Below are 23,854 nucleotides of genomic sequence, written 5' to 3' on the forward strand. Positions count from 1 at the left end.
ACGGACAGGAACGCGCTGGCGGCCCGCGGCCCGATGGCCAGCACGCACCCGATCTCCGCGGCGACGGCCATTTCCTGTGCCTGCACCGGCATCCCGGGAGGGGCCAGGGCATGGGCGGTGTCGGCGTACTTCATGGCAGCACGGGCCTTCAACCCCGCCACGCCGGCCTCCACAGCCGCCGCGCCGGCGAGAATGTCCAGGCTCCCGTCCGCCAGCCCGGCCAACGGATCGGCAGCAGAGAACGGCTCCGCACCACACCCGTCCACCTCAGCGTTGAGCACGGCAAGCGCGGCCCTGATGTCCGCAAACGCCTTCGCCACCGCTTCGCTGCCCATAAACCCATCATGGCAAGGGGGTCTGACATTGACGCCGGAAGAGGCCGGGCATGCGGGAAACACGGCAAACTGGAACTGCTGGGAGACGAATTCGGCCGCCATCGGCGGGTGACGCCGTTGTCACCTGCTGATGGCGGCCGAAGCTTACGCGGGCAGTCTCAAGTACCGGCCCGGGTTGATACCCGGCGGGGGCGAACCCATGCCGGGAGGGGGCATCAGATAATGACTGCCCCGTTGGCGGTCTCGAAAGTCACCGAAAGGATCCCGGGGGTTCCGTGCGGTGCCACCCATTCCACGGCTACATCTTCCAGCGGCTTCTCCACGGGTTCACCCAGCCACTCGGTTACCCGGGCGGCAGAGCCGGCTATGGTGAGGCAACTCATCTTGACGTTGCTCTCATAAGCGTTGGAGGGGTGCAGGGAAGGATCGCCCTCCCACTTGAGCATGTACGGGACCTGGGGGTCCGCGATCAGGCCGAGGATGCCGATCTGTTTCCAAACCAGTTCGCGGCCGTCAGGGAACTTACGGTTGCCGTTGACTGAGGAGCGGCCCAGGCGTTCCTCAAAGGGGGCCAGGTCATCTACCTCGACGCACCAGCCCATCCAGCCGCCGCCGGCTGCAGACCGTGCACGCACTGCCTGGCCGAAGGGGGCCTTGTCCGAAGCCGGGTGGTCCAGGACCTCAACGACCTCAAGGTACTTGTGCCCCGCGAGCGGGATGATCATATTCCGGGTTCCGAACCGAGGGTGTACTCCACCCTTCACTGCCTCAACGCCGAGGGCAGAGGAAATACGTTCGGTGGTGGCAGCCAGGCCATCGTGTTCACAGGCGTAAGAGACGTGATCCATGCGCATGGCAACATCTTGGCACTTTGTGATCGGGCTCTCAGCTAAGGGTAGCCTTACTGGGATTTCCCCTGCGGAAAGTGATTGCGCGGACTCCCGCAGGGGTCATGCGCGGGACCATGTTCGTCACAATGCTGTGCCGCTTTGTGCAGGTGTTCCTACACTGGGCTCAGGTTATGAGTGCCAGCGCCAAGCCCCGGCTTGCTGGCCGGCAACCCTCCTTCCGCGGTGGGGTGCCCCGGGTGAGGACCTGGCTGTCCGGTAAATGGCCGGATGGCAAGCGCGGCCCGCGGTGCTTCGTGCATGCCGGGCCCAGTCAAAGGAGCCTTAGTTGTCCAACGGATGGTCATTCGAAACCCGCCAGATCCATGCAGGACAGGAGCCGGACAGTGCCACAGGCGCCCGGGCACTTCCTATCTACCAGACCACGTCCTTCGTTTTTCCCAGCGCCGAGAGCGCCGCCAACCGGTTCGCCCTTGCTGAACTGGCACCCATCTATACCCGCATCGGCAACCCCACCCAGGAGGCCGTGGAACAGCGGATCGCCAGCCTTGAAGGCGGGCTGGGGGCACTGCTGCTGAGTTCGGGCCAGGCCGCCGAGACCTTCGCCATCCTGAACATTGCGGAGGCCGGCGACCATATTGTTGCCAGCCCCAGCCTTTACGGCGGAACATACAACCTCTTTGCCCACACCCTGAAGAAGTTCGGCATTTCGGTGACCTTCGTGGCGGACCCGGACAACCTGGAGCAGTGGCGCACTGCAGTGCAGCCCAACACCAAGCTGTTCTTCGGCGAGGTGGTTTCCAACCCCCGGCAGGACGTCCTGGACATCGAAGGCATCTCCCAGGTGGCACACGAGGCCGGTGTGCCCCTGATCGTGGACAACACCCTGTCCACCCCGTACCTGATCCGCCCGCTGGAATGGGGAGCGGACATCGTTGTCCATTCGGCAACCAAGTACCTGGGCGGCCACGGCTCCGCGATTGCCGGCGTGATCGTGGACTCAGGAAACTTCGACTTCGGCAAGGACCCGGCGAAGTTCCCGGGCTTCAACACCCCGGACCCCACCTACAACGGGCTGGTGTACGCCAGGGACCTGGGCAAGGACGGTGCCCTTGGCGCCAACCTGTCCTACATCCTCAAGGCCCGCGTCCAGTTGCTCCGGGACCTGGGCTCCGCCGTCTCCCCGTTCAACGCATTCCTGATCGCACAGGGCCTGGAAACGCTGAGCCTGCGCGTGGAACGGCACGTTGCCAACGCCACGGAAGTGGCGCGCTGGCTGGAGGGAAGGGACGACGTCGAATCCGTCGCCTATGCGGGGTTGCCCTCCAGCCCGTGGTACGAGCGGGGCCGCAAGTATGGCCCCAAGGGCACGGGCGCCATTGTGTCCTTCAACCTGGCCGGCGGAGCCGAGGCCGGCAAGCGCTTCGTGGACGCGCTGGAGCTGCACTCCCATGTGGCGAACATCGGTGACGTCCGCTCCCTTGTCATCCACCCGGCGTCGACCACCCACAGTCAGCTTTCCCCGGAGCAGCAGGCTGTTGCCGGCGTAACCCCCGGCCTGGTCCGGCTGTCGGTGGGAATCGAACACATCGATGACATCCTGGCGGACCTGGAAGCCGGATTCCGGGCAGCGAAGGATGCCACCGGAGCCTAGCCAGGCACCCGAAGAACCCACCACGGCGGCAGGCCGGGGAAGTCACAACCAGTCACACTCTTGGCGGCAGGCGGGGGCTGTTTCGTACACTCGAACCAGGTCATGAGTGCCAGTGACAGCCCCGGCTTGCTGGCCGGCAACCCTCCTTCCGCGGTGGGGTGCCCCGGGTGAAGACCTGGCCTGCCGGTCATTCGACGGCGGGCAAGCGCGTAGAAGAGGTCTTGCCATGACGGTTACCGTCACCCGTACCACCGTCCCCGAACACGGAATCGTCCGCTATGCCTCCATTGGGGGACTGGACCTTGAAGCCGGCGGCTACCTGCCCGAGGTCACCCTGGCCTACGAAACCTGGGGCACCCTTAACGCGGACGCCAGCAATGCCGTCCTGATCGAACATGCCCTGACCGGCAGCACCCACGTGACCCGCGGCGATACCGACGAACCGGGCTGGTGGGAGCAGCTGGCCGGGCCGGGTGCGCCCGTGGACACGGACCGGTTCTTTGTAGTGTCCATCAACATTGTGGGCGGCTGCTACGGGTCCACCGGGCCGTCGTCGCCGGCACCGGACGGGGCCCCCTGGGGATCCCGGTTTCCCCTGGTCACGCTGCGGGACAGCACTGTGGCGGAGGCCCGGCTGGCTGACCAGCTGGGGATCCGGAGCTGGTTTGCGGTGCTGGGCGGTTCCATGGGCGGAGCCCGCGCACTTGAGTGGGCCATCTCCTTCCCGGAGCGGGTGCAGCGCTGCGGAGTGATCTCCATCGGCGCCGCCAGCACGGCCGAGCAGATTGCGTTCGCACAGGCGCAGACCCTGGCGATCCGCCAGGATGCCAATTTCAATGGCGGCGACTACTACGGCGGCCCGTTCCCCGAGGACGGCCTGGCCCTGGCCCGGCGGATCGCGCACATCACCTACCGCTCCGCGGCGGAACTGGAAGGCAGGTTCGGCCGCGAACCCCAGGCTCCGGAGTCACCCCTGCAGGGTGGCGTCCTGGCCGCCCGCGGACGCTACCAGGTGGAAAGCTACCTGGACCACCAGGGGAACAAGCTGGTCCGGCGGTTTGATGCCAACAGCTACATCGCCATCACCGAGGCCCTGATGAGCCATGACATCTGCCGGGGCCGGGGGCCGCTTCCCGAGACCCTGGCGCGGTCGCGTGCGCGCTTCTTCGTGGCAGCCGTGGATTCTGACCGGCTCTATTTCCCGGCCCAGTCCCGGGAACTTGCCGCGGCCCTGCCGGGAGAAGTGGACGTCCACGTCATTGAGGCGCCGATAGGCCATGACGGCTTCCTGACCGAAATAGGCCAGCTGGGCCACCAGCTCCGGGCGCACCTCTCGGCATAAAACTTCCCCTCACAGGCAGGCAAATGTGCATTTATGCAGATAGCCTCTGCATGATTCGCCGTTGAGCTTGGTGTTCAGGCGGACCATACTCGTTGGGACCCGGCGGTTCGTGGCCAAAATCACACGTATCCGCCACAGACTGTCCCAGTGGTGTCGAAGAAGACGCCGAAGGAGTTCATCAATGAGTACGGAAAAGTCCGCCGCGCGGCGGCCCGAGGAAACCGACGTCAAGTCCTCAGGCCTGAAGAAGGTCGTCACGGCCTCCATGGCCGGCACCGTGGTTGAGTGGTACGAGTTCTTCCTCTACGCCTCCGCCGCCACGCTGGTGTTCGGCAAGCTGTTCTTCCCCAATTCCGGAACCGAGCTGGACGGCATCATCGCAGCCTTCGTCACCTACGCGGTCGGCTTCGTTGCCCGCCCCATCGGCGGCATCGTCTTCGGCCACTTCGGCGACAAGTTTGGCCGCAAGCAGCTGCTGCAGCTGAGCATCATCCTGGTGGGTGTTGCCACCTTCCTCATGGGCTGCCTGCCGACCTTTGCGCAGATCGGCTACTGGGCCCCGGCGCTGCTGGTGTTCCTGCGCTTCGTCCAGGGCTTCGCGGTGGGCGGCGAATGGGGCGGAGCCGTGCTCCTCGTCGCCGAGCACAGCCCGAACAAGTCCCGCGGCTTCTGGTCAAGCTGGCCGCAGTCCGCTGTCCCCATGGGCAACCTGCTCGCCACCGCCGTCCTGTTCACCCTGTCCTCCACCCTCTCCCCGGAAGCCTTCCTCAGCTGGGGCTGGCGCGTCGCCTTCTGGCTCTCCGCAGTGATCGTCATCATCGGCTACTACATCCGCACCAAGGTCCAGGACGCGCCGATCTTCCTCGAGGCCCGCAAGGAAGTAACCGTCGAGAACAAGGGCTACGGTGTTGCCGAAGTCTTCCGCCGGTACCCGCGTGGCGTGTTCACCGCCATGGGCCTGCGCTTTGCGGAGAACATCCTGTACTACCTTGTAGTCACGTTCTCCATCACCTACCTGAAGGTGGTGGTGCAGACGGACACCTCCCGCATCCTGCTCCTCCTGCTGGTGGCACACTTCATCCACTTCTGCGCAGTACCGCTGGTGGGCAAGATGTCCGATTCCCTGGGACGCCGCCCGGTGTACATGGCCGGTGCAATCCTCGCAGGAACGTGGGGCTTCTTCGCCTTCCCGATGATGGACACCGCCAACGATTTCATTATCCTGGCAGCCATCACCATCGGCCTGCTGTTCCACGCCCTCATGTACGCTGGCCAGCCGTCCATCATGGCGGAAATGTTCCCCACCCGCATGCGGTATTCCGGCGTTTCCCTCGGCTACCAGGTGACCTCCATCGTGGCCGGCTCGCTGGCGCCCATCATCGCCAGCTCGCTGCTGGCCAGCTTCGGCTCGTCCCTTCCGGTGGCGTTCTACCTCCTGGGCGCCTGCGTCGTGACAGCGATCTCGGTGTTCTTCCTCAGGGAAACCCGCGGTATCTCACTTCATGATGTCGATGCCGCTGACGCCCAGGGCACCGCCGATCTCCTGGCCGCGGCCAAGAAATAGCCGCCAGGAAGTACTCCCCACGGCACAGCACCACGGCCACGGCAGCTGCCTGTCCACAAACATAAAGTCAGGAACACCATGCGAGCAGCAGTCCTCTATTCCACAGTTCCTCCTGGCACCAGTTACGCCGAAGCGCAGCCCCTGGTGGTCCAGGAGCTCAGCCGCCCCGAACCCCGCGCCGGCGAGCTGGGCGTCACCGTCACCTACTCCAGCCTGTGCCACTCAGACCTGTCAGTGGTGGACGGATCCCGCGTCCGGCCGCTTCCCATGGCACTGGGTCACGAGGCCGTGGGACGGGTAGCGTCGGTGGGTGAGGGCGTCACCGACGTTTCCGTGGGGGACCACGTGGTCCTCGTTTTCGTCCCCAGTTGCGGTTCCTGCCGCGCCTGCCTGGCTGGGCGGCCCGCGCTCTGCCACCGGGCCGCCGAGGTCAACGGCTCCGGTGACCTTCTGCACGGTGAGGCGCTGCTGCGCACGCCTGCGGGGGAGCGGATCAACCACCACCTGGGGGTTTCCGCCTTCGCGGATTACGCGGTGGTGGCCCGCGAATCAGTGGTGGTGATCGACGACGACGTCCCCGACACAGTCGCGGCGATGTTCGGTTGCGCCGTGCTCACCGGAATGGGCGCCGTCCTCAACACGGCCGACATCCGGGAAGGCCAGTCCATCGCCGTCTTCGGGCTCGGCGCAGTGGGGCTTTCGGCCGTTATGGCTGCCACGCTCGCCGGTGCCTCCGCCGTCATTGCCATTGATCCGAACACGGCCAAGCACGGACTTGCCATGAAGTGTGGGGCAACCGCGGTGGGGACCCCGGAGGACGCCGCCCGCCTGATCTCGGAAGCCGCGGGTGACGGCGTGGACATCGCGATCGAGGCAGTGGGCTCGGCCCCGGTGATTGCGTCCTGTCTCGGGCATGTGACGAGGGGCGGCGCGGTGGTTTCCGTCGGCCTGCCGCACCCCACCGCTGAGCTGACAGTGCCTGCGCTGCAGTTTGCCGGCGCGGGCAAGCGGCTGCTGGGCTCCTACATGGGCGACGCCGTTCCGGACCGGGACATTCCCCTCTACCTGGGGTACTGGCGCGAGGGCCGGCTACCCGTTGAGCTGCTGCACACGGACACCAGGCCACTGGCGGAGATCAACGAAGGCCTCGACGCGCTCGCCGCCGGGCAGGTGGTGAGGCGGCTCTTCCAGGCGTGAAACCGGCCTTGGGGCCACGACGCCGGCGTCCTCCACCGAAGCTGTCAGCAGCTCAGGCGGCCAGCAGATCCTGGCGCTCCGCCACCTCATGCTGAAGCGCACCGATCACGGCCTGCACCCGGGCGGACCGCAGCGACTCCGGGCGGGCCACTGCCCAGATGGGGACCTGGCGCTGGAACGCTTCGGGGAGCACCGGAACGAACTCGGGGTTGCGCGCCACCATGAAGTTCGGCAGCAGCCCGATTCCGGCGCCCCGGCGCACCGCCTCCACCTGGGCAAAGATGCTGGTCGCCTGGAAGCTGGACTTCGGCATTGGAAGCTGCGAGGACCGGTGCCCCAGCTCGGCAACCTGGAGCGCGGACTCAACGTAAGAGACGAAGCCGTGCTGCCTCACGCCGTCGGGCGTCTCCGGCAGGCCGCGCTCCGCGGCGTAGGCGGGGCTGGCGTAAAGCCGGAGGAAGTAGTTGGTCAGGAAGATGGCCTGGGCGTTGCTCACGTCGGTGCGTCCCACCACCACTTCAAGGTCCACGCCGGAGCGGTTCTGGCTGACCCTGCGCGTGGCACTCAACATCTCCACGTTCAGCAGTGGATGCCGCTGCTGCAGGCGGACCAGCGCAGGCGTCACGAATTCGGCGCCGAACCCGTCGGAGGTGCTGATGCGCACCATGCCGGACAGGGCGTCCCGGTCCTGGCTTGTGGCAGCGGCCAGCGAGCCGAGCGTTTCCTCGATCCTTTCCGCCGCGGCCACGGCCGAAGCTCCAAGCTCCGTGAGTTCCCACCCGTGCGGGCTGCGCTCCAGGGTGCGGCCGCCCAGCTGCCTGTCGAGGGCCAGGATCCGGCGCGAAATGGTGGTGTGCGTTGTGCCCAGCGTTTCGGCGACGGCGTTGAAACGCCCCAGCCGGGCCACTGTCAGCAGGATCAGCAGGTCGTCCGGACTCGGTAGCTGCGTCATGCCTGCCTTCCAGGCATGTGCATCAGTGCACATGCCATCTGTGATTTTTTCCCTTGATTGCACTATAGCGGGGTGTGATGGTGGACACAGACGTTACGGCCGCCGGTCGGAGACACAGCAAAGGAGCTTATGCCATGGCAGTAATCGGTTGGATTGGTTTGGGGAACATGGGAGGGTCCATGTCGGCGAACCTGGCAAAGGCCGGGCACGACGTACGGGGGTTCGACCTCAACCCGGCAGCCCTCGCCGCCGCTGAAGCCGGAGGGGTAAAGCCGGCAGGCAGCATCGCAGAAGCCGTGGCGGGCGCCGACGCCGTCTTCACCATGCTTCCGAAAGGCGAGCACGCCAAGGCGGTCTACCTGGGCGGGGACGGGGTGCTGGCGCACGCCGCTACAAACACCCTCCTCATCGATTCCTCCACCATCGACATCGCAGCCGCGAAGGAACTGCACGACGCCGCCGCTGCCGCCGGCTTCCGCTTCGTCGACGCCCCGGTTTCGGGCGGCATGAGCGGCGCAAAGGCTGGAACGCTGACGTTCATGGTGGGCGGCGAACCGGGCGCCGTGGCGGACGCCAGCCGCTTCATCGAGCCGATGGCCGCCAACGTCATCCCCACCGGCGGACCCACCACGGGGCAGGCGGCCAAGATCTGCAACAACCTGATGCTCCTGATCAACCTGGCGTCCACGGCGGAGGGTGCCGTGCTGGCGGACAGGCTGGGCCTGGACAAGAAAGTCTTTTGGGACATCGCCTCGGTTTCCTCCGGTGACAGCTGGGCCCTGCGCACCTGGTATCCCGTACCGGGTGTCGTTCCCACCGCAGCATCCAACAATGAATTCGCACCCACGTTCACCGCCGAACTGGCGAACAAGGACATCGGACTGGCCATCAGCGCTGCCGAGGACACAGGAACGCCGCTCGAAATCGGCAGGCACGTGCAGCAGCTGTACCAGCGCCTCATTGACGCAGGCGAGTCCGGCAAGGACTGCTCCATGATCATCAAGCTTGCCGATGGCTCGCTCGATGCTGCGAAGTAGCTGCCTGCGCGAGTCCGCCGTCCACGCCACAGCCATCTGAACTCCTTAGAAAGAAACCTTCATGCACACCATTCCGCATTACATCAACGGCAACCGCGTCACCGAGGCCGAGCGCTTCGGCCCCGTCTTCAATCCCGCCACCGGCGAGCAGGAAAAACAGGTGGCGCTGGCCTCCGCCGCCAGGGTGGAGGAAGCCATTGCCGCAGCCAAAGCCGCGCTCCCGGCGTGGCGGGCCGCGAGCCTCGCCAAACGGACCAACATCTTTTTCCGTGTCCGCGAAATCCTCAATGAGCGCAAGTCCGAGCTCGCCGCCATCCTGACCAGCGAGCACGGCAAAGTTCTCTCCGATGCCGAAGGGGAGATCTCCCGTGGCCTCGAGAATATCGAGTTCGCCACCGGCCTGTCCCACATGCTCAAGGGAGAACGCTCCGAGCAGGTGTCCAGCGGTGTGGATGTCCACTCCGTCCGTCAGCCCGTGGGCGTGGTGGCCTGCATTACGCCATTCAACTTCCCGGCTATGGTGCCGCTCTGGATGATCGGCAGCGCCCTGGCATGCGGCAACACAGTGCTTCTGAAACCCAGCGAAAAGGACCCGTCCTCTGCCGTGTTCATCGCTGAGGTGTTCGCCGAGGCCGGACTCCCGGCCGGGGTGCTGAACGTGGTCCAGGGCGACAAGGAAGCCGTGGACACCCTGCTCGAGCACCAGGATGTCAAAGCAGTCAGCTTCGTTGGATCAACACCCATCGCCCAATCGATCTACAAGCGGGCAGCCGACCACGGCAAACGGGTCCAGGCCCTGGGCGGAGCTAAGAACCACATGGTGGTCCTGCCGGATGCGGACCTGGACATGGCCGCCGACGCCGCCATCTCCGCCGCCTACGGCTCTGCGGGTGAGCGATGCATGGCGGTGAGCGTGCTCGTCGCCGTCGGCAGCATCGCCGACGACCTCGTGGCTGCCATCAAGAGCCGGATGGCCACCCTTAAGATCGGCCCCGGCACGGATCCGGCATCGCAGATGGGTCCGCTGATCACCGCGGAACACCGCGAGAAAGTTGCCTCCTACGTTGCCGGCGCCGAAAGCGAAGGGGCCACGGTGGTTGTGGACGGCCGGTCACAGCAGTTCGACTCGAACGGGTTCTTCATCGGCGTCAGCCTGGTGGACCACGTCAAGCCCGGCATGAAGGTCTACGACGACGAGATCTTCGGCCCCGTCCTGTCCGTGGTCCGGGTGGACAGCTACAGTGACGCTGTCCGCCTGGTCAACGACAACGAGTTCGGCAACGGGGTTGCCATTTTCACCCGCGACGGCGGCGCCGCGCGGCAGTTCGAGTTCGACGTCGAAGCCGGGATGGTTGGCGTCAATGTGCCCATTCCGGTGCCGGTGGGCACCTTCTCCTTCGGCGGTTGGAAGAACTCCTTGTTCGGTGACACCCACATGTACGGGCCGGACAGTATCCGGTTCTACACCCGCGGCAAGGTAGTGACCACCCGGTGGCCGGACCCGGCAACATCGGTCATCGACTTAGGCTTTCCCCAGGTGGACTGAGCCAGCAGGCCGACTGAACGGGCGGATGCCGGTTGTGCCCTAGCCGTCCATGATTTCGCTGCGGCGGGCCATGTATTCCTCAACGGACAGTTCTCCGTTGCTGTACTGCTGGTCCAGTTCCGCGAGCTTGCGCGCCCGGAACCCTTGCGGGGCCGACGGCGGCGGGGGAGTGGCGGGGGCAGCGGGCTGCTGTGGGGCTTCTTTGTGCTGGTCCTGTCCGTACGGCTGCTGTCCGTACGGCGGAAACTGCTGGTCCGCGGGCGGGACCGGCTGGATTGGGGGCAGGGGCTGGCTGGGCGGCAGCGGCGCCGGCTGCCCGATCTGGCGGAATCCGCCCGCGAGGTAGTCCTGCTGGGTGAAGCCGTCCCGGGGCTGCTTGCTCTGCGGGCCGCTGGAACCAAAGCCCCCCGGTCCGGGGAACTGCCCGGAACCCGGGAACTGGTCCGGATACCGTCCCGAGAAGGTTTGCTGCTGGTCCCGGCGGGCCACAGACTTCCGGTACATCCGCATGGCCATCGGAATCACGAATGACAGGATGATGATCCAGAAAAACAGGTTGCTCACGGTGCTAAGCCTCTCGTGTGTGTCCCTCCAGCTTAACCCCGGCGCGTTAATACCGGGCTTAGTTCCGGATGCCGGCTGCCGACCCCAGCGGACCCTCGCCTGATCCCAGCGGAACGCCCGGACCAAAGACGGGACCCGGCGTCGGCCGTTTTGCCGTAATGCCGTCACCGGACGACTGGTTGCGCAGCCGGCGCAGCACCCACGGCACAAAGTACTGGCGGGCCCACACCAGATCGCCGGAACGGGCCTCCCGCCAGCTCCGGGGCGGGAACGGCTTGGGCTGGAGGGGCTGCAGGGTGTGCTCCACATTCAGCGAATCCAGCACCATGGCGGCAATGGTGTGGTGGCCCAGGGGCGAGAAGTGAAGCCGGTCCTCGTCCCACATTTGGGGATCGCTGAGCTGGCGGAGCGACCACATGTCCGCAATGACGGCGTCGTGCCGGGCGGCGACAGTCCGCAGGTTCTCGTTGTAGATGGCAACCTTGCTGCGGATCCTGCCGAGCACGGACGTGCCGGTGTCCGGGCCGTTGAACAGCACCACCGTGGCGCCGCCCATCGTAAGGATCTGAACCACGGAATCGAGCTTTGCGGCGAGGACGTCGGGATCCCCGCCCCGCCGCAGCAGGTCGTTTCCGCCCGCGGACAGGGTGACCAGGTCCGGCTTCAGCGCAAGGCACGGGGCGAGCTGCTGGTCCACGATCTGCTGCAGCAGCCGCCCGCGGACGGCGAGGTTGGCATAGGCGAAGTCCGGCTGGGTGCGGCCCAGTTCCTCGGCAACGCGGTCCGCCCAGCCGCGGAACCCGCCCGGGCTTGAGGGCTCGGGGTCCCCGATGCCTTCGGTAAAGGAGTCACCCATGGCCACATACCGGCTCCAAGGGTGGGAGCCGGCGGTCATGGATGGGGTCTCGATGGCGCTTGTGTCACTCACGGTCCTATCCTGCCTTTCGCTTCCCTGGCTACGCCAACGTAGGTAGTTACCTGTGGGTAACTGGTATGAATGGAAACCATGACTGACGCCGAAGTATTTCCTGCCCCTGTTGTCCTGTGGTCCCATCCGGAGGACCAGCGTGATGGCAAGCCCTTGCTGGTGCTCCTGCACGGCTACGGCGCGAACGAACAGGACCTGCTGAGCCTGGCCGACATGCTGCCCGGCGGCTTTGCCGTCGCGTCCGTCCGCGCCCCCATCGCCATGGGCCCGGGCTTCACCTGGTTCCCGCTCACGGCGTCCATCGACTACTCGCTGGACCGCGTCAAGGAAGCATCGGCCTACGTGCTCGAGTGGATCGACGCCATCCGGGTGGGACACCCGTCGGTTACCCTTCTTGGCTTCTCGATGGGCATGGCTATGGCCACCACCCTGCTGCGGCAGCGGCCCACCGACTTCGCCGCCGTCGTCGGACTCTCAGGCTTCGTGGTGGACGCCGGCGACGATCCCAGCTTCCGGGACAGCGAGCTGGACGGCACCGTGCCCATGTTCTGGGGCCGCGACCAGCAGGACCCCGTGATCACCCCGGACAAGATCGACTTCACCATGGCCTGGGTCCGCAAGCACGTCAAGCTCACCAAGGTCCTCTACACGGGCATGTGGCACGGGATCAACCAGCAGGAGATCGGGCACGTGGGCGAGTTCCTCACGCATGAGGTTCTCAAGAAATAGAACGTACGACGGCGGGCGGCGGCTTCAGCGGCCCGGCCGGCGCCGGAGGCCTGCCTGCCCTGTCTGCCTGCCTGCCCTGCCTGTCTTCCTGCCCTGCGGGGGCGGTCAGGCCTCCGGCGCGACGACCTTCACGGTCTGGCCGTTCACCGTGACGGTGTCGCCATTGTGCAGCTGCCGGCCGCGGCGGTCGTCGATCTCCCCGTTGACCTTGACGAGACCGTTCTTGATGAGCTCCGCCGCCTCCACTCCGTCCTCCACCAGGTTGGCGAGCTTCAACAGCTGGCCCAGGCGGATCATGCTGTCGCGGATGGTGATCTCTTCAACATTGCTCATACAAGCAATGATGCCTGACGTAGGGTTGATTCAATGACTTCCAGCCCCCGCCTGCCGCTGCTCGCAGGCCTTCCACTCGCGGTGGGCGCGGGCCTCGCCATTCCTGTCCAGGGCCGGATTAACGGCGCCCTCGGCACCCGTCTCAATGACGGCATCGCCGCAGCGGTGGTGAGCTTCAGCACAGGGCTGGTGGTGATGATCCTGATCTCGCTGCTCCTGCCGCGCGGCCGGGCCGGCCTTGCGCGGATCCTGCCCGCGGTCCGCAGCCGGGCGTTTCCACGCATCTATGTACTGGCCGGCGGCATCGGTGCGCTGTTCGTCTTCGCCCAGTCCTTCACGGTTGGCATCCTCGGCGTCGCCCTCTTCACCGTGGCAACTGTCACCGGCCAGACCGTCAGCGGCCTGCTGGTGGACAAGCTCGGTATCGGACCGGCCGGCCGGAAGTCGGTTACTGCCATCCGGGTCATCGGGTGCCTCCTGACCATCGCCGCCGTTGCCTGGGCTGTGTCACCCCGGTTCGCCGCGGCTGGCGGCACTCCGGGAATGGCGGCCGACGGCGGGGCAGGACCAGGCGGCCCCGCGGCCCTCCTGGTTCCACTCCTCCTGCCGGTGGCGGCAGGGTTCCTGATGAGCTTCCAGCAGGCCATGAACGGGACGGCCACAGTCCACTACGGCACGCCCATCGCGGCCACCCTGGTCAACTTCATTGCGGGCTCCGTAGTGCTGTGGACTGCCTACGCGGTCAAAGTTTCCGTGGCCGGGCCGGGGAACCCGCTGCCCGCCGAGTGGTGGTACTACCTTGGCGGCCCCATGGGATGCGTGTTCATCGGCCTTGGCGCGCTGCTGGTCCGGAGCCTGGGCGTGCTGGTCACCGGGCTGGGCATGATCGCCGGGCAGCTGCTGGGCTCGCTCGCCCTCGACGTGGTGCTGCCGGCTCCGGGAACAATTGTGGCTCCGGCCACGGTCCTGGGCACCATCCTTACCCTCGCCGCCATCATCCTGGCCACCCTGCCCTGGCCCCGGGGCGCCCTGCGCAGATAACGCCTGCGCAGATAACGCCTGCGCAGATAACGTCCGGGCAGGTAGCGGCCGGTAGGCTGGTACACGCAGCTTTTTCGCACTTTCCTTCACCCGCCCCGCCCTGCAGCCAGAGGTATCCCGCCGCTGGCTTCGCCGGGGCCAGAAACCGCGGACCGCACCCAGCGGCCCTGTAGAAATTGGAGTTACCCCCATGGCAGCAAAATCCGTACTCGACCAGGTCATCTCCCTCTCCAAGCGCAGGGGATTCGTGTTCCAGGCCGGTGAGATTTACGGAGGTTCGCGCTCTGCCTGGGACTACGGGCCCCTCGGCGCAGAACTGAAGGAAAACATCAAGCGCCAGTGGTGGCAGTCCATGGTCCGCGGCCGCGAGGACGTGGTGGGCCTGGATTCCTCCGTGATCCTGCCCCGCCAGGTCTGGGAAGCCTCCGGCCACGTTGAGGTCTTCTCCGATCCGCTGGTGGAGTGCCTCTCCTGCCACAAGCGCTACCGCGCGGACCACCTCGAGGAAGAGTACGAGGAAAAGAAGGGCCGCCCCGCCGAGAACGGCCTCAAGGACATCGCCTGCGCCAACTGCGGCACCCGCGGCGAATGGACCGAGCCGCAGGAGTTCTCCGGCCTGCTCAAGACCTACCTGGGCCCCGTTGCCAGCGAAGAGGGCCTGCACTACCTGCGTCCCGAAACGGCACAGGGCATCTTCGTGAACTTCAACAACGTGCTCACCACCTCCCGGAAGAAGCCGCCGTTCGGCATCGGCCAGATCGGCAAGTCCTTCCGCAACGAGATCACCCCGGGCAACTTCATCTTCCGCACCCGCGAGTTCGAGCAGATGGAAATGGAGTTCTTCGTGGAGCCCGGCACGGATGAAGAATGGCACCAGTACTGGATGAAGGAGCGCATGGCCTGGTACACCGGCCTGGGCATCCGGGAAGAAAACCTGCGCTTCTTCGAGCACCCGCAGGAAAAGCTGAGCCACTACTCCAAGGGCACCACGGACATCGAGTACCGCTTCGGCTTCCAGGGCTCCGAATGGGGCGAGCTGGAGGGCATCGCCAACCGCACCGACTTTGACCTCTCCACCCACGCCAAGGCCTCCGGCACGGACCTGAGCTACTTCAACCAGGCCACCAACGAGCGCTACACCCCGTACGTGATCGAGCCCGCCGCGGGCCTGACCCGTTCCTTCATGGCGTTCCTGGTGGACGCCTACACCGAGGACGAGGCTCCCAACGCCAAGGGCGGCGTGGACGTCCGCACCGTCCTGAAGCTGGATCCGCGCCTGGCGCCGGTCAAGGCCGCCGTCCTGCCGCTGAGCCGCAACGAGGACCTCTCCCCGAAGGCCAAGGACCTCGGCGCCCAGCTGCGCAAGAACTGGAACATCGACTTCGATGATGCCGGCGCCATTGGCCGCCGTTACCGCCGCCAGGACGAAATCGGCACCCCGTTCTGCATCACCGTGGACTTCGACACCCTCGAGGACCAGGCCGTGACCATCCGCGAGCGGGACACCATGAGCCAGGAACGCGTCTCCCTGGACAAGGTGGAAGGCTACCTGGCCGCACGCCTGATCGGCGCCTGACCATGGCCATCGAATACCGCGAATGGCGGGAAGGGGACGACCTGGCGCTGCTGGAAATCTGGGGCGACCCGGAAACCCACCAGGCCCGCCAGTTCCGTGGCGCGCTGGCTCTTTCCTCCGCCGGGACCAACGGCACGACGTGGCGGCGCTGCATCGTGGCCGAGGACGTGATCGACGGCGTCGGGATTCCGGTTGCCGCCGGCGTCGTCTACGAAGCTTCCCTGCATCCCGAACGGCTCTGGGCCTACATCGAGGTGGCGCGGGACCACCGGCGCGCCGGCATCGGTGCCACGCTCCTGGCGATGCTGCGCCGCGAAGCTGAACACTCGCCGTCGGGCGTTACCAGGCTCCGCGCCAAAGTGGAGCCGGGCACCCCGGGTGCCGCCTTCGTAGAGGCCTTCGAGCTGGAACCCATCCAGCGCTCCCGGCTGGTGGTCATCGAACCGGGAGCCCTGCGGCTGCCGGTGTTCCCGGCCAAGGACGACGGCGGGGGGCCGGCCAACGACGAGAACGCGGGCTCCGACGTCGTAATGGACCTGGCCACGGGCTCCGTGGAACTGACCGACGTTGTGGGCAGGTACTACACCTCCATCCACGGCTGGGACTCGCCGGGCGTACTGTCAATGGGCCAGGTGCAGAAGCTCTTCCTGGACGACCTCACCGGCGCCCACGGCGCAATCGTGCTGCGGGCCCAGCCTGAGTCGGCTTTCGGGGCAGGCGTTGCACCCAGCAAGAAGGGCCGGATCCGGGCCTTCGCCGTGAGCTACGCGGCGCCGGCCAATCCGGATGGGGCACCTGGCCAGGAGGATACCGGGGCGGAAACGCCCACGGACGTCTTCGTCGGCCACGAGACCGCGCTGGCCCCGGACGACGCCGCGGAAGCCGTGCGCGACATGCTCGCGCTGATCGCGTACCAGCACCCGGTCATGCTGGAACTGGACGACTCCATGACCGCCCTCCGCGCCGCCGTCGAACCCCTGCTCGAGAACGGCAAGGCGCGGCTGGCAGGAGCAGAAACCCTGGTGGTCTCGGACTAGGCGCCGCTACCCAACCAGGTGGCAGCAGGTGTCGTTGTGGAGCCCCATTTCGACATCTGCTGCTGCCTAGTTTGGGCGGGGATCACGACGGCGGCCCCTGGCGGCGTCCTCCGCGTCGAGTACCTGCCGCTCGGGTTCGGTCGGTGCGCCGCCACCCAGGTGGGCGGGCATCCACCATGCGCCCGGCTCCGGCTGCAGCGGAAAGTCCACAATGCACTTCCCAATCCCGTCCTGGAGGCGGGCACGGAGTTCCTTAGTACCGGCCTCAACATCGTCGCCCGGCGCGAAGGCCAGCGGCTCACCCACATGGATCCGAACCGGGGCCCGCCATGTCCTTCCGGCCGAAAAACCGTGACCGCGGGTAAGGATCCGGTGGGCGCCCCAGACGGCGACAGGGATGACCGGAACCCCGGCTTCGGCCGCCATCCGGACCGCGCCGGTCCTGCACTCGCGCACGGTGAAGCTGCGGCTCACGCCTGCCTCCGGGAACACGCCAACATACTCCCCGGCGCGCAGCTTTGCCACCGCCGCATCGTAGGCGTCCGAACGTCCGCTGTACCCCACCACCACGTGGCCGGCAGCGCTGATGGCCGGTCCGGCAAGCCAGTGATCGGCCGCGCCCTGATGGACCAGGAACCGCAGCTCCGCGCGCAAGTGCTTCCACAGGAGGAGCTCGGCGACGGCAAAATCGACGTAGCCAAAGTGCGTGATGGCAAAAACGGCGCCGCTGCCCGGAACCACAGCCCTTGAGGTGCCGGTCCGCGGCCCCGGAGGCGGCAGGTGTTGCGTCCCGCTGCTGATGATCCGGGTCCGGAAGATCCGGCGAAGCAGGAGTCCACAGCGGACAATCACACGGTAGAAGGGGTCATTGGGTGCGGGACGCCATGCCATGGAAAGTCCCTACAGGGTCACCTGGACGGACGATTCCGGCAGCAGCCTGGTGAAGTCCGCGGGGAGGGGTAGCTCCTTGCCGATGCTTTCCGAGAATGCCTTCATCACAAAGCCGGTGGTCAGCGTCTGCCACACCCCGATCTTGCGGAGCATGAAGTGGCCGGCGCCCTTGAGGGCAACGTACTGCATGCTGGCTGCCTCGGTGGAGGCACGCCGGGCGAACAGCAGGGACGCCGAGGCGCTGGTCCACCTGTCCGTGGTTCCGTGCACAATAAGCACCTTGCGGTTGGCCACTCCGGACGTGGGAGTTGCGGGGTTGAGCCAAGGGGCAAGGGCGACGACGGCCTCCACGCCTGGGTGGTCCGCGGCGATCACAGCGGTGAGCCCGCCCATGGAATGTCCTACCAGGAACACGGGCACGTCCGGGTGCTGCTCCTGGATCCGGGCGAGTGCCCAGCGCGCGTCCTGCAGTGGGGACATGTCAGGGCCATTCCAGCCGCGAACGCTGTTGCGGAGCGACCATACGGCCAGGCCGTGCTTCCGGCCGGCGCGGTGCAGGTGCCAGGCGAAGGGCACCATCCTTGCCGGACTGAGGTGCTTGGCCTCCACAGGCTCACGGCTTTGGGATTTGCCCCCATGCAGGACCAGTGCAACTCCCCGCGTGGGACCTGACGAACTGCGGACGCTGAGTACTGCCTGGCGGGCGGCCCCGTGTCCTTCGGAAGGGCGCGCGCCATTGTTTTTGTCAGTATTGCTGTTGGCCATACCTGGTACCTCCCAGTCCCCGATGATCCATTTATCAACCCTACGGTGCCGGACGTAGAGTTCAATGTATGAGGTTCTACAGCTGATGGGGTCCGGTCACTCCCACGCTTCCACAGGTCATTCGGAGCCAACACCGCAGGCGATGGCCGCCCGGCGGAAGGCAAACCGCATCCTCGCGGCAGTACTGATTCCGCTGACGCTGCTCACCCTCGCAGGGATGGCGATGCTCTGGCCCTCCGGCAGCAAGGAGGGCATCTCCCTGGCCAACCCCTACTCCGCCGCGCCCGGAGTCACCTTCGATACCGGCGCCATCCAAAGCGTGGTGACGGAAAACTGCATGCAGGGCATTGCCCAGCAGGGCCAGGGAGAGCCGGCGCAAACCCAGCAGGGCCAGCAAAGCCAACAGGGATCTGACTGCACCTTTGCCTACACGGAACCGGACAAGGGAGGAAGCCCGGTCAAGGTGGTGATCAACCCGGACGTCGCGAAGTCGCACGGGGTGAAGCCCGGTGACCAGATCAGGTACCTGAACCTGTCCAACGCCCAGGGCGCCTCCGCCTCCCAGGGTTCGCCCGCCTTCATCTTCGTGGACTTCGTCCGGACCCTGCCGATCGTCCTGCTGGCGCTGCTGTACGCGGCGGTGGTGATCGCGGTGGCCCGCTGGCGGGGCCTCCGCGCCCTGATCGGGCTTGTCGGCGCGTACTTCGTGCTGGCCAGCTTTATGCTTCCCGGGCTGGTGGAAGGGAAACCGCCGCTCCTGCTGGCACTGGTGGGATCCACGGTGATCATGATCGGGGTCCTGTATTTCGCCCACGGCTTCTCCGCCCGGACTTCCACCGCACTGCTGGGCACAATGTTCGGGCTGGGCATCACCGCGCTCCTGGCGGCATGGGCAACCGGCGCGGCGAACCTCGCCGGGGTGGGGAACCACGAGGCAACCACCCTGGTGAACACCTCCGCCAACATCTCCATCTCCGGCGTGATCCTGTGCGGGCTCATCATCTCCGGCCTGGGTGTCCTCAACGACGTGACCATCACCCAGTCCTCCGCGGTGTGGGAACTGTACGAACTGGCGCCGGGCAGCAGTGCCCGGAAACTCTTCACCTCGGCCATGCGGATCGGCCGGGACCACATTGCGTCCACCGTGTACACCATCGCGTTCGCCTACGCCGGCGCGGCCCTTCCCATCCTCATCATCGTGATGCTTTACGACCGGCCGCTCGCTGACACGCTCACCAGCGCGGAGCTGTCCGAGGAAGTCATCCGGACCCTGGTGGGCTCCATCGGGCTGGTCCTGGCCATTCCGGTCACCACGCTGATCGCTGTGCTGGTGGTCAAGGCCACCGGCGTCCGGGCAGGAGGCCCGGAGGCACAGGAGCCCCAGGCAGCGGAACCAGGCAGCCAGGGGGAGCCGGGCGTGGATGACAACGGGTCCCTGGCCGCAGCAGCCCTTGCCCGCCGGTCGCGGCTTTCCGCCGCTGAGCTGGAGGACGCACCGCCCACCAGGCGTGGGCGCCGGGCAGACCGCGGCTGAACACCTTGGTTGACCAGCAGGTCCGGCAGCCCGATTTGCCCGGCTTTGCAACAATGGACAGGTGACTGTTGCAGCAACCCCTCCCGCCCCCAAGCTGGAACTCCCGCCCCTGAAGCTGGGTCCCATCACCGTGAACACGCCGGTGATCCTGGCGCCCATGGCCGGCATCACCAACTCCGCCTTCCGCAGGCTCTGCCGTGAATACGGCGGCGGCATGTACGTGGCGGAGATGGTCACCTCCCGTGCCCTGGTGGAGCGGACACCGGAGTCCCTGCGGATCATTTCCCACGACGACGACGAAAAGGTGCGGTCCGTGCAGCTGTACGGCGTGGACCCGGTGACAGTAGGCGCGGCTGTGCGCATGCTCGTCGAGGAGGACCGCGCGGACCATATCGACCTCAACTTCGGCTGCCCCGTTCCCAAGGTCACCCGCAGGGGCGGCGGCTCGGCCCTGCCCTGGAAGATCGACCTTTTCACCTCGATCGTGCAGACCGCCGTCAGGGAAGCATCGAAGGGCAACGTTCCGCTGACCATCAAGATGCGCAAGGGCATCGACGATGACCACCTCACGTACCTCGACGCCGGCCGCATCGCCCGCGACTCCGGAGTGGCCGCCGTCGCCCTTCACGGCCGCACGGCCGCCCAGTTCTACTCCGGTCAGGCCGACTGGTCCGCCATCGCGCGCCTGCGCGAGGCCCTGCCGGACATCCCGGTGCTGGGCAACGGGGACATCTGGTCCGCGGAAGACGCGGTCCGCATGGTCCGCGAAACCGGTGTTGACGGCGTGGTGGTGGGCCGCGGCTGCCAGGGCCGGCCCTGGCTGTTCGGTGACCTGCAGGCTGCCTTCGAAGGCAGCGACACCCGGCACAAGCCGAATCTGGGCCAGGTGGCCCAAGGCGTGTACCGGCACGCCGAACTCATGGTGGAAACCTTCGCTGACGAGGGCAAGGCGCTGCGGGAGATCCGCAAGCACATCGCCTGGTACTTCAAGGGCTACGTGGTGGGAGGCGAGCTCCGCACGCGGATGGCGCTGGTAAACAGCCTTGAGGAACTGCGCGCCGCCCTGGACGAGCTGGACACCGAATCTCCCTACCCCGGGGTCGACGCCGAAGGCCCCCGCGGCCGGGCTGGCTCGCCCAAGCGGCCCGCGCTGCCAAAGGACTGGCTGGAATCCCGCGCCCTCAATGCGGACCAGTCGCGGGACATCTCCGCGGCGGAACTGGACGTTTCCGGTGGCTGAAACGCGTACTGCCGCCCCGGTCCTGCCGGGCTATGACACCCACGACTCCGCGCGCTGGGTGGAGGAGCCGCCCAAGAACGTCTACCGCTCGGACTTCGAACGTGACCGCGCCCGCGTGCTGCATTCCTCGGCGCTCCGCCGGCTGGGCGCCAAGACCCAGGTGGTGGCGCCGGACACGGATGATTTCGTCCGCACCCGCCTGACCCATAGCCTCGAGGTTGCCCAGGTGGGCCGCGAGCTGGGCCGTTCCCTGGGCTGCGATCCCGACGTCGTGGACACCGCCTGCCTCAGCCACGACCTCGGACACCCGCCGTTCGGGCACAACGGGGAATCGGCGCTCAACGAGGTGGCGCACGCCATCGGAGGGTTCGAGGGCAACGCCCAGACCCTGCGGCTCCTGACCCGGCTCGAGCCCAAGGTGCTGACGCCGGACGGCCAGCCCGCAGGCCTGAACCTCACCAGGGCAAGCCTGGATGCGGCAGCCAAATACCCGTGGTCCGCGCTGGAAGCCCCGGTGATCCACGGCCAGCGGACCAGCAAGTTCGGCGCCTATGAGGACGACCTGCCGATCTTCAACTGGATCCGGGAGGGCGCTCCGGAGCGCCGCTCCTGCCTGGAGGCCCAGGTGATGGACCTCGCGGACGACATTTCGTATTCCGTGCACGACGTCGAGGATGCGATCGTGGCCGGGCACTTCCAGCTGCGGTGGATGGACAACCCGGACCACCGCGCCAGGGTGGTGGGCTACGCCAAGCAGTGGTACCTGCCGCACAATGATCCCGCCGCCATTGACGCCGCCCTGGCCCGGCTCGAAGCCACGGACGTGTGGGTGCGCGAGGCCGACGGCAGCCGCAAATCCATGGCGGCCCTGAAAAACATGACCAGCCAGCTGATCGGCAGGTTCTGCCAGAGCGCGCTGGAAACCACCCGCGCCGTGTACGGCCCGGAGAACCTGACGCGGTTCAACGCCGAGCTTATGGTTCCGGACGAGACCGTCATGGAGATCGCGGTCATGAAGGGCCTGGCCACCACGTTCGTGATGACCACCGAGCACCGCCAGCCCATCTACGAGCGCCAGCGTGAGGTGCTCCACGCCCTGGTCACGGCCCTGAGCGCCACCGGAGACCGCCACCTGGAACCAATGTTCGCGGCGGACTGGCGGGACGCGCCCGACGACGGTGCGCGCCTCCGCGTGGTGATCGACCAGGTGGCGTCGCTGACCGACGGCTCGGCACTGGCCATGTACGAACGGCTGGTGGGGAGCCTGCCGTCGCTGTGGTGAGGAATCCCACGTGGCGCTCATCGCCGTCGTACCCCAAGGCTAGGATGGCTCTGTGCCAGGGCTGATCAAACGCGAAGATATTGACGAAGTCCGCCAGCGCACGGACATCAAGGAAGTGGTTGACGGCTACGTCACGCTCAAGGGCGCCGGGCTGGGGACCTTCAAAGGCCTGTGCCCCTTCCACGACGAACGTTCCCCCTCCTTCACCGTCCGGCCGCAGGTGGGCCGGTACCACTGCTTTGGCTGCGGCGAGGACGGCGACGTCATCGCGTTCGTGCAGAAGCAGGACCACAGTTCGTTCCAGGAAGCCGTGGAGAAGCTGGCCGCCCGGATCGGCTACGAGCTGCGGTACGAGGACGGCGGAACCGGCCCCAACCGCGAGGAAGTGGGGCGCCGGCAGCGGCTGCTGGACGCCCACAAAATCGCCGACGAGTTTTTCCAGGCGCAGCTGCTGACGCCCGGCGCCGCGGAGGCACGCACCTTCCTGCACGGCCGCGGGTTCGACCGGGCGGCCGCAGAGCAGTTCGGCGTGGGCTACGCCCCGCAAGGCTGGGACGCGCTGCTCAAGCACCTCCGCGGCCGGGGCTTTACGGATGCGGAACTCAAGCTGACAGGAATGTTCTCCGAAGGAAACCGGGGAATCTACGACCGCTTCCGGGGGCGCCTGGTCTGGCCCATTCGCGACATCGCCGGCGACACCATCGGCTTCGGCGCCCGCAAGCTCTATGAGGACGACCAAGGCCCCAAGTACCTCAACACCCCCGAGACCGCGCTCTACAAGAAGTCACAGGTGCTGTACGGCATCGACCTCGCCAAGCGCAGCATCGCCAAGGACCGGCAGCTTGTGGTGGTGGAGGGCTATACGGACGTGATGGCCTGCCACCTTGCAGGAATCACGACGGCGGTTGCCACCTGCGGCACCGCGTTCGGCACCGACCACATCAAGATCGCCCGCCGCCTGCTGTCCGACGACGGCACTGGGGGAGAGGTCATCTTCACCTTCGACGGCGACGCCGCCGGGCAGAAGGCGGCGCTGCGCGCCTTCGAGGAGGACCAGCGCTTCACTGCCCAGACCTACGTAGCCGTGGAGCCCACCGGTGCGGATCCCTGCGACCTGCGGCAAAGCAGGGGCGACGAAGCCGTGCACGCCCTGGTGCAGTCCCGCCGGCCCTTGTTTGAATTCGCCATCCGGACAACCCTGAAGCAGTTCAACTTGGATACCGTGGAAGGGCGCGTCCAGGGCCTGAAAGCCTCGGTGCCCGTAGTTGCCGCCATCCGCGACGCCTCCACCCGGACCGGCTACTGCCAGGCCCTCACAGGCTGGCTGGGCATGCCGGACCCCAACGAGGTCCTGCGGCTGGTCACCACGGAAGTCAAAAATGCCGGCAAGCGCGGCGACCTGGGAGGGGCTCCCGCTGCCGCTCCACGGGCCTCCGCCCCCGCAGCCCCACCCGGCGGG

Annotated in this window: 21 protein-coding genes, 1 pseudogene and 2 riboswitches; of the genes and pseudogenes, 14 read left to right on the forward strand and 8 right to left on the reverse strand. The window is 66.7% G+C overall.

Annotated elements, in window-relative coordinates:
• A pseudogene (locus tag ACKAE7_RS16030) lies at window positions 1-335 on the reverse strand (endonuclease); the annotation flags it as partial.
• A 215-nt stretch (window positions 336-550) separates the two neighbouring features.
• A complete protein-coding gene (locus ACKAE7_RS16035) occupies window positions 551-1,189 on the reverse strand; it encodes a VOC family protein (RefSeq protein ID WP_188809297.1) in 639 nt (212 codons plus the stop codon).
• A gap of 163 nt (window positions 1,190-1,352) precedes the next feature.
• Window positions 1,353-1,469: riboswitch (SAM riboswitch) on the forward strand.
• A gap of 42 nt (window positions 1,470-1,511) precedes the next feature.
• On the opposite strand from ACKAE7_RS16035, the gene ACKAE7_RS16040 reads away from it, so the two are divergent.
• The 4 genes from ACKAE7_RS16040 (at window position 1,512) to ACKAE7_RS16055 (ending at window position 6,940) form a co-directional block, all read left to right on the forward strand.
• Complete coding sequence (locus ACKAE7_RS16040; RefSeq protein WP_408979716.1) at window positions 1,512-2,837, forward strand: bifunctional o-acetylhomoserine/o-acetylserine sulfhydrylase; 1,326 nt, start codon at window positions 1,512-1,514, stop codon at window positions 2,835-2,837.
• Between the two features lie 98 nt (window positions 2,838-2,935).
• Window positions 2,936-3,051, forward strand: a riboswitch (SAM riboswitch).
• Window positions 3,052-3,063: 12 nt separating this feature from the next.
• Window positions 3,064-4,179, forward strand: coding sequence for a homoserine O-acetyltransferase (locus tag ACKAE7_RS16045; protein WP_408979717.1), 1,116 nt, complete (start codon window positions 3,064-3,066; stop codon window positions 4,177-4,179).
• Window positions 4,180-4,360: 181 nt separating this feature from the next.
• Window positions 4,361-5,743: an MFS transporter gene (locus ACKAE7_RS16050; RefSeq protein WP_190613600.1), complete on the forward strand. Its 1,383-nt coding sequence runs from the start codon at window positions 4,361-4,363 to the stop codon at window positions 5,741-5,743.
• 78 nt (window positions 5,744-5,821) lie between these two features.
• Window positions 5,822-6,940, forward strand: coding sequence for an alcohol dehydrogenase catalytic domain-containing protein (locus tag ACKAE7_RS16055; RefSeq protein WP_190613598.1), 1,119 nt, complete (start codon window positions 5,822-5,824; stop codon window positions 6,938-6,940).
• 52 nt (window positions 6,941-6,992) lie between these two features.
• Here ACKAE7_RS16055 and ACKAE7_RS16060 read toward each other — a convergent pair whose 3' ends face one another.
• Window positions 6,993-7,892 carry a LysR family transcriptional regulator gene (locus ACKAE7_RS16060; RefSeq protein ID WP_408979718.1) on the reverse strand — a complete coding sequence of 300 codons (900 nt, stop codon included), beginning with the start codon at window positions 7,890-7,892 and terminating at the stop codon, window positions 6,993-6,995.
• Window positions 7,893-8,026: 134 nt separating this feature from the next.
• Here ACKAE7_RS16060 and mmsB point away from each other — a divergent pair, with 134 nt between their 5' ends.
• Window positions 8,027-8,929, forward strand: a complete 903-nt coding sequence (mmsB, locus tag ACKAE7_RS16065) for a 3-hydroxyisobutyrate dehydrogenase (protein ID WP_190613592.1) — start codon at window positions 8,027-8,029, stop codon at window positions 8,927-8,929.
• A gap of 61 nt (window positions 8,930-8,990) precedes the next feature.
• Window positions 8,991-10,475, forward strand: coding sequence for a CoA-acylating methylmalonate-semialdehyde dehydrogenase (locus tag ACKAE7_RS16070; RefSeq protein WP_408979719.1), 1,485 nt, complete (start codon window positions 8,991-8,993; stop codon window positions 10,473-10,475).
• A 39-nt stretch (window positions 10,476-10,514) separates the two neighbouring features.
• On the opposite strand, the gene ACKAE7_RS16075 is transcribed toward ACKAE7_RS16070, so the two are convergent.
• The gene (locus tag ACKAE7_RS16075; protein WP_190613588.1) at window positions 10,515-11,039 is read right to left on the reverse strand and encodes a hypothetical protein; all 525 of its coding nucleotides are present in this window, start codon (window positions 11,037-11,039) and stop codon (window positions 10,515-10,517) included.
• A gap of 58 nt (window positions 11,040-11,097) precedes the next feature.
• A complete protein-coding gene (locus tag ACKAE7_RS16080; RefSeq protein WP_377102432.1) occupies window positions 11,098-11,967 on the reverse strand; it encodes an SGNH/GDSL hydrolase family protein in 870 nt (289 codons plus the stop codon).
• 78 nt (window positions 11,968-12,045) lie between these two features.
• Between ACKAE7_RS16080 and ACKAE7_RS16085 the strand changes: the two genes are divergently transcribed.
• Window positions 12,046-12,696 carry an alpha/beta hydrolase gene (locus tag ACKAE7_RS16085; RefSeq protein ID WP_104185258.1) on the forward strand — a complete coding sequence of 217 codons (651 nt, stop codon included), beginning with the start codon at window positions 12,046-12,048 and terminating at the stop codon, window positions 12,694-12,696.
• Between the two features lie 105 nt (window positions 12,697-12,801).
• On the opposite strand, the gene ACKAE7_RS16090 is transcribed toward ACKAE7_RS16085, so the two are convergent.
• Window positions 12,802-13,029: an RNA-binding S4 domain-containing protein gene (locus ACKAE7_RS16090; RefSeq protein ID WP_174178903.1), complete on the reverse strand. Its 228-nt coding sequence runs from the start codon at window positions 13,027-13,029 to the stop codon at window positions 12,802-12,804.
• A gap of 33 nt (window positions 13,030-13,062) precedes the next feature.
• On the opposite strand from ACKAE7_RS16090, the gene ACKAE7_RS16095 reads away from it, so the two are divergent.
• The 3 genes from ACKAE7_RS16095 to ACKAE7_RS16105 all read left to right on the forward strand — a co-directional run bounded on the left by ACKAE7_RS16095 (window position 13,063) and on the right by ACKAE7_RS16105 (window position 16,683).
• Entirely contained in the window at window positions 13,063-14,070 is a 1,008-nt protein-coding gene (locus ACKAE7_RS16095; protein ID WP_188809305.1) for a DMT family transporter, read from the forward strand.
• A 190-nt stretch (window positions 14,071-14,260) separates the two neighbouring features.
• Window positions 14,261-15,646: a glycine--tRNA ligase gene (locus tag ACKAE7_RS16100; protein ID WP_104185255.1), complete on the forward strand. Its 1,386-nt coding sequence runs from the start codon at window positions 14,261-14,263 to the stop codon at window positions 15,644-15,646.
• Window positions 15,647-15,648: 2 nt separating this feature from the next.
• The gene (locus ACKAE7_RS16105; protein ID WP_408979720.1) at window positions 15,649-16,683 is read left to right on the forward strand and encodes a GNAT family N-acetyltransferase; all 1,035 of its coding nucleotides are present in this window, start codon (window positions 15,649-15,651) and stop codon (window positions 16,681-16,683) included.
• A gap of 66 nt (window positions 16,684-16,749) precedes the next feature.
• Here the strand turns inward: ACKAE7_RS16105 and ACKAE7_RS16110 are convergent, their stop codons facing one another.
• Window positions 16,750-17,574, reverse strand: coding sequence for a 1-acyl-sn-glycerol-3-phosphate acyltransferase (locus ACKAE7_RS16110; RefSeq protein ID WP_188809307.1), 825 nt, complete (start codon window positions 17,572-17,574; stop codon window positions 16,750-16,752).
• A gap of 9 nt (window positions 17,575-17,583) precedes the next feature.
• Window positions 17,584-18,339 carry an alpha/beta fold hydrolase gene (locus ACKAE7_RS16115; protein WP_191036063.1) on the reverse strand — a complete coding sequence of 252 codons (756 nt, stop codon included), beginning with the start codon at window positions 18,337-18,339 and terminating at the stop codon, window positions 17,584-17,586.
• Between the two features lie 142 nt (window positions 18,340-18,481).
• On the opposite strand from ACKAE7_RS16115, the gene ACKAE7_RS16120 reads away from it, so the two are divergent.
• The 4 genes from ACKAE7_RS16120 to dnaG form a co-directional block, all read left to right on the forward strand.
• A complete protein-coding gene (locus tag ACKAE7_RS16120; RefSeq protein ID WP_188809309.1) occupies window positions 18,482-19,873 on the forward strand; it encodes a YibE/F family protein in 1,392 nt (463 codons plus the stop codon).
• A gap of 61 nt (window positions 19,874-19,934) precedes the next feature.
• Entirely contained in the window at window positions 19,935-21,113 is a 1,179-nt protein-coding gene (gene dusB, locus ACKAE7_RS16125; protein ID WP_408979721.1) for a tRNA dihydrouridine synthase DusB, read from the forward strand.
• Complete coding sequence (locus ACKAE7_RS16130) at window positions 21,106-22,395, forward strand: deoxyguanosinetriphosphate triphosphohydrolase (RefSeq protein ID WP_104185250.1); 1,290 nt, start codon at window positions 21,106-21,108, stop codon at window positions 22,393-22,395. The genes dusB and ACKAE7_RS16130 overlap by 8 nt, the downstream gene beginning before the upstream one ends.
• 52 nt (window positions 22,396-22,447) lie before the next feature.
• Window positions 22,448-23,854, forward strand: a 1,407-nt coding sequence (dnaG, locus tag ACKAE7_RS16135; RefSeq protein WP_408979722.1) for a DNA primase, incomplete at its 3' end; no start/stop codon positions are given.

The sequence above is a fragment of the Pseudarthrobacter sp. NKDBFgelt genome (assembly GCF_046097905.1).
GTDB classification, from domain to species: domain Bacteria; phylum Actinomycetota; class Actinomycetes; order Actinomycetales; family Micrococcaceae; genus Arthrobacter; species Arthrobacter polychromogenes.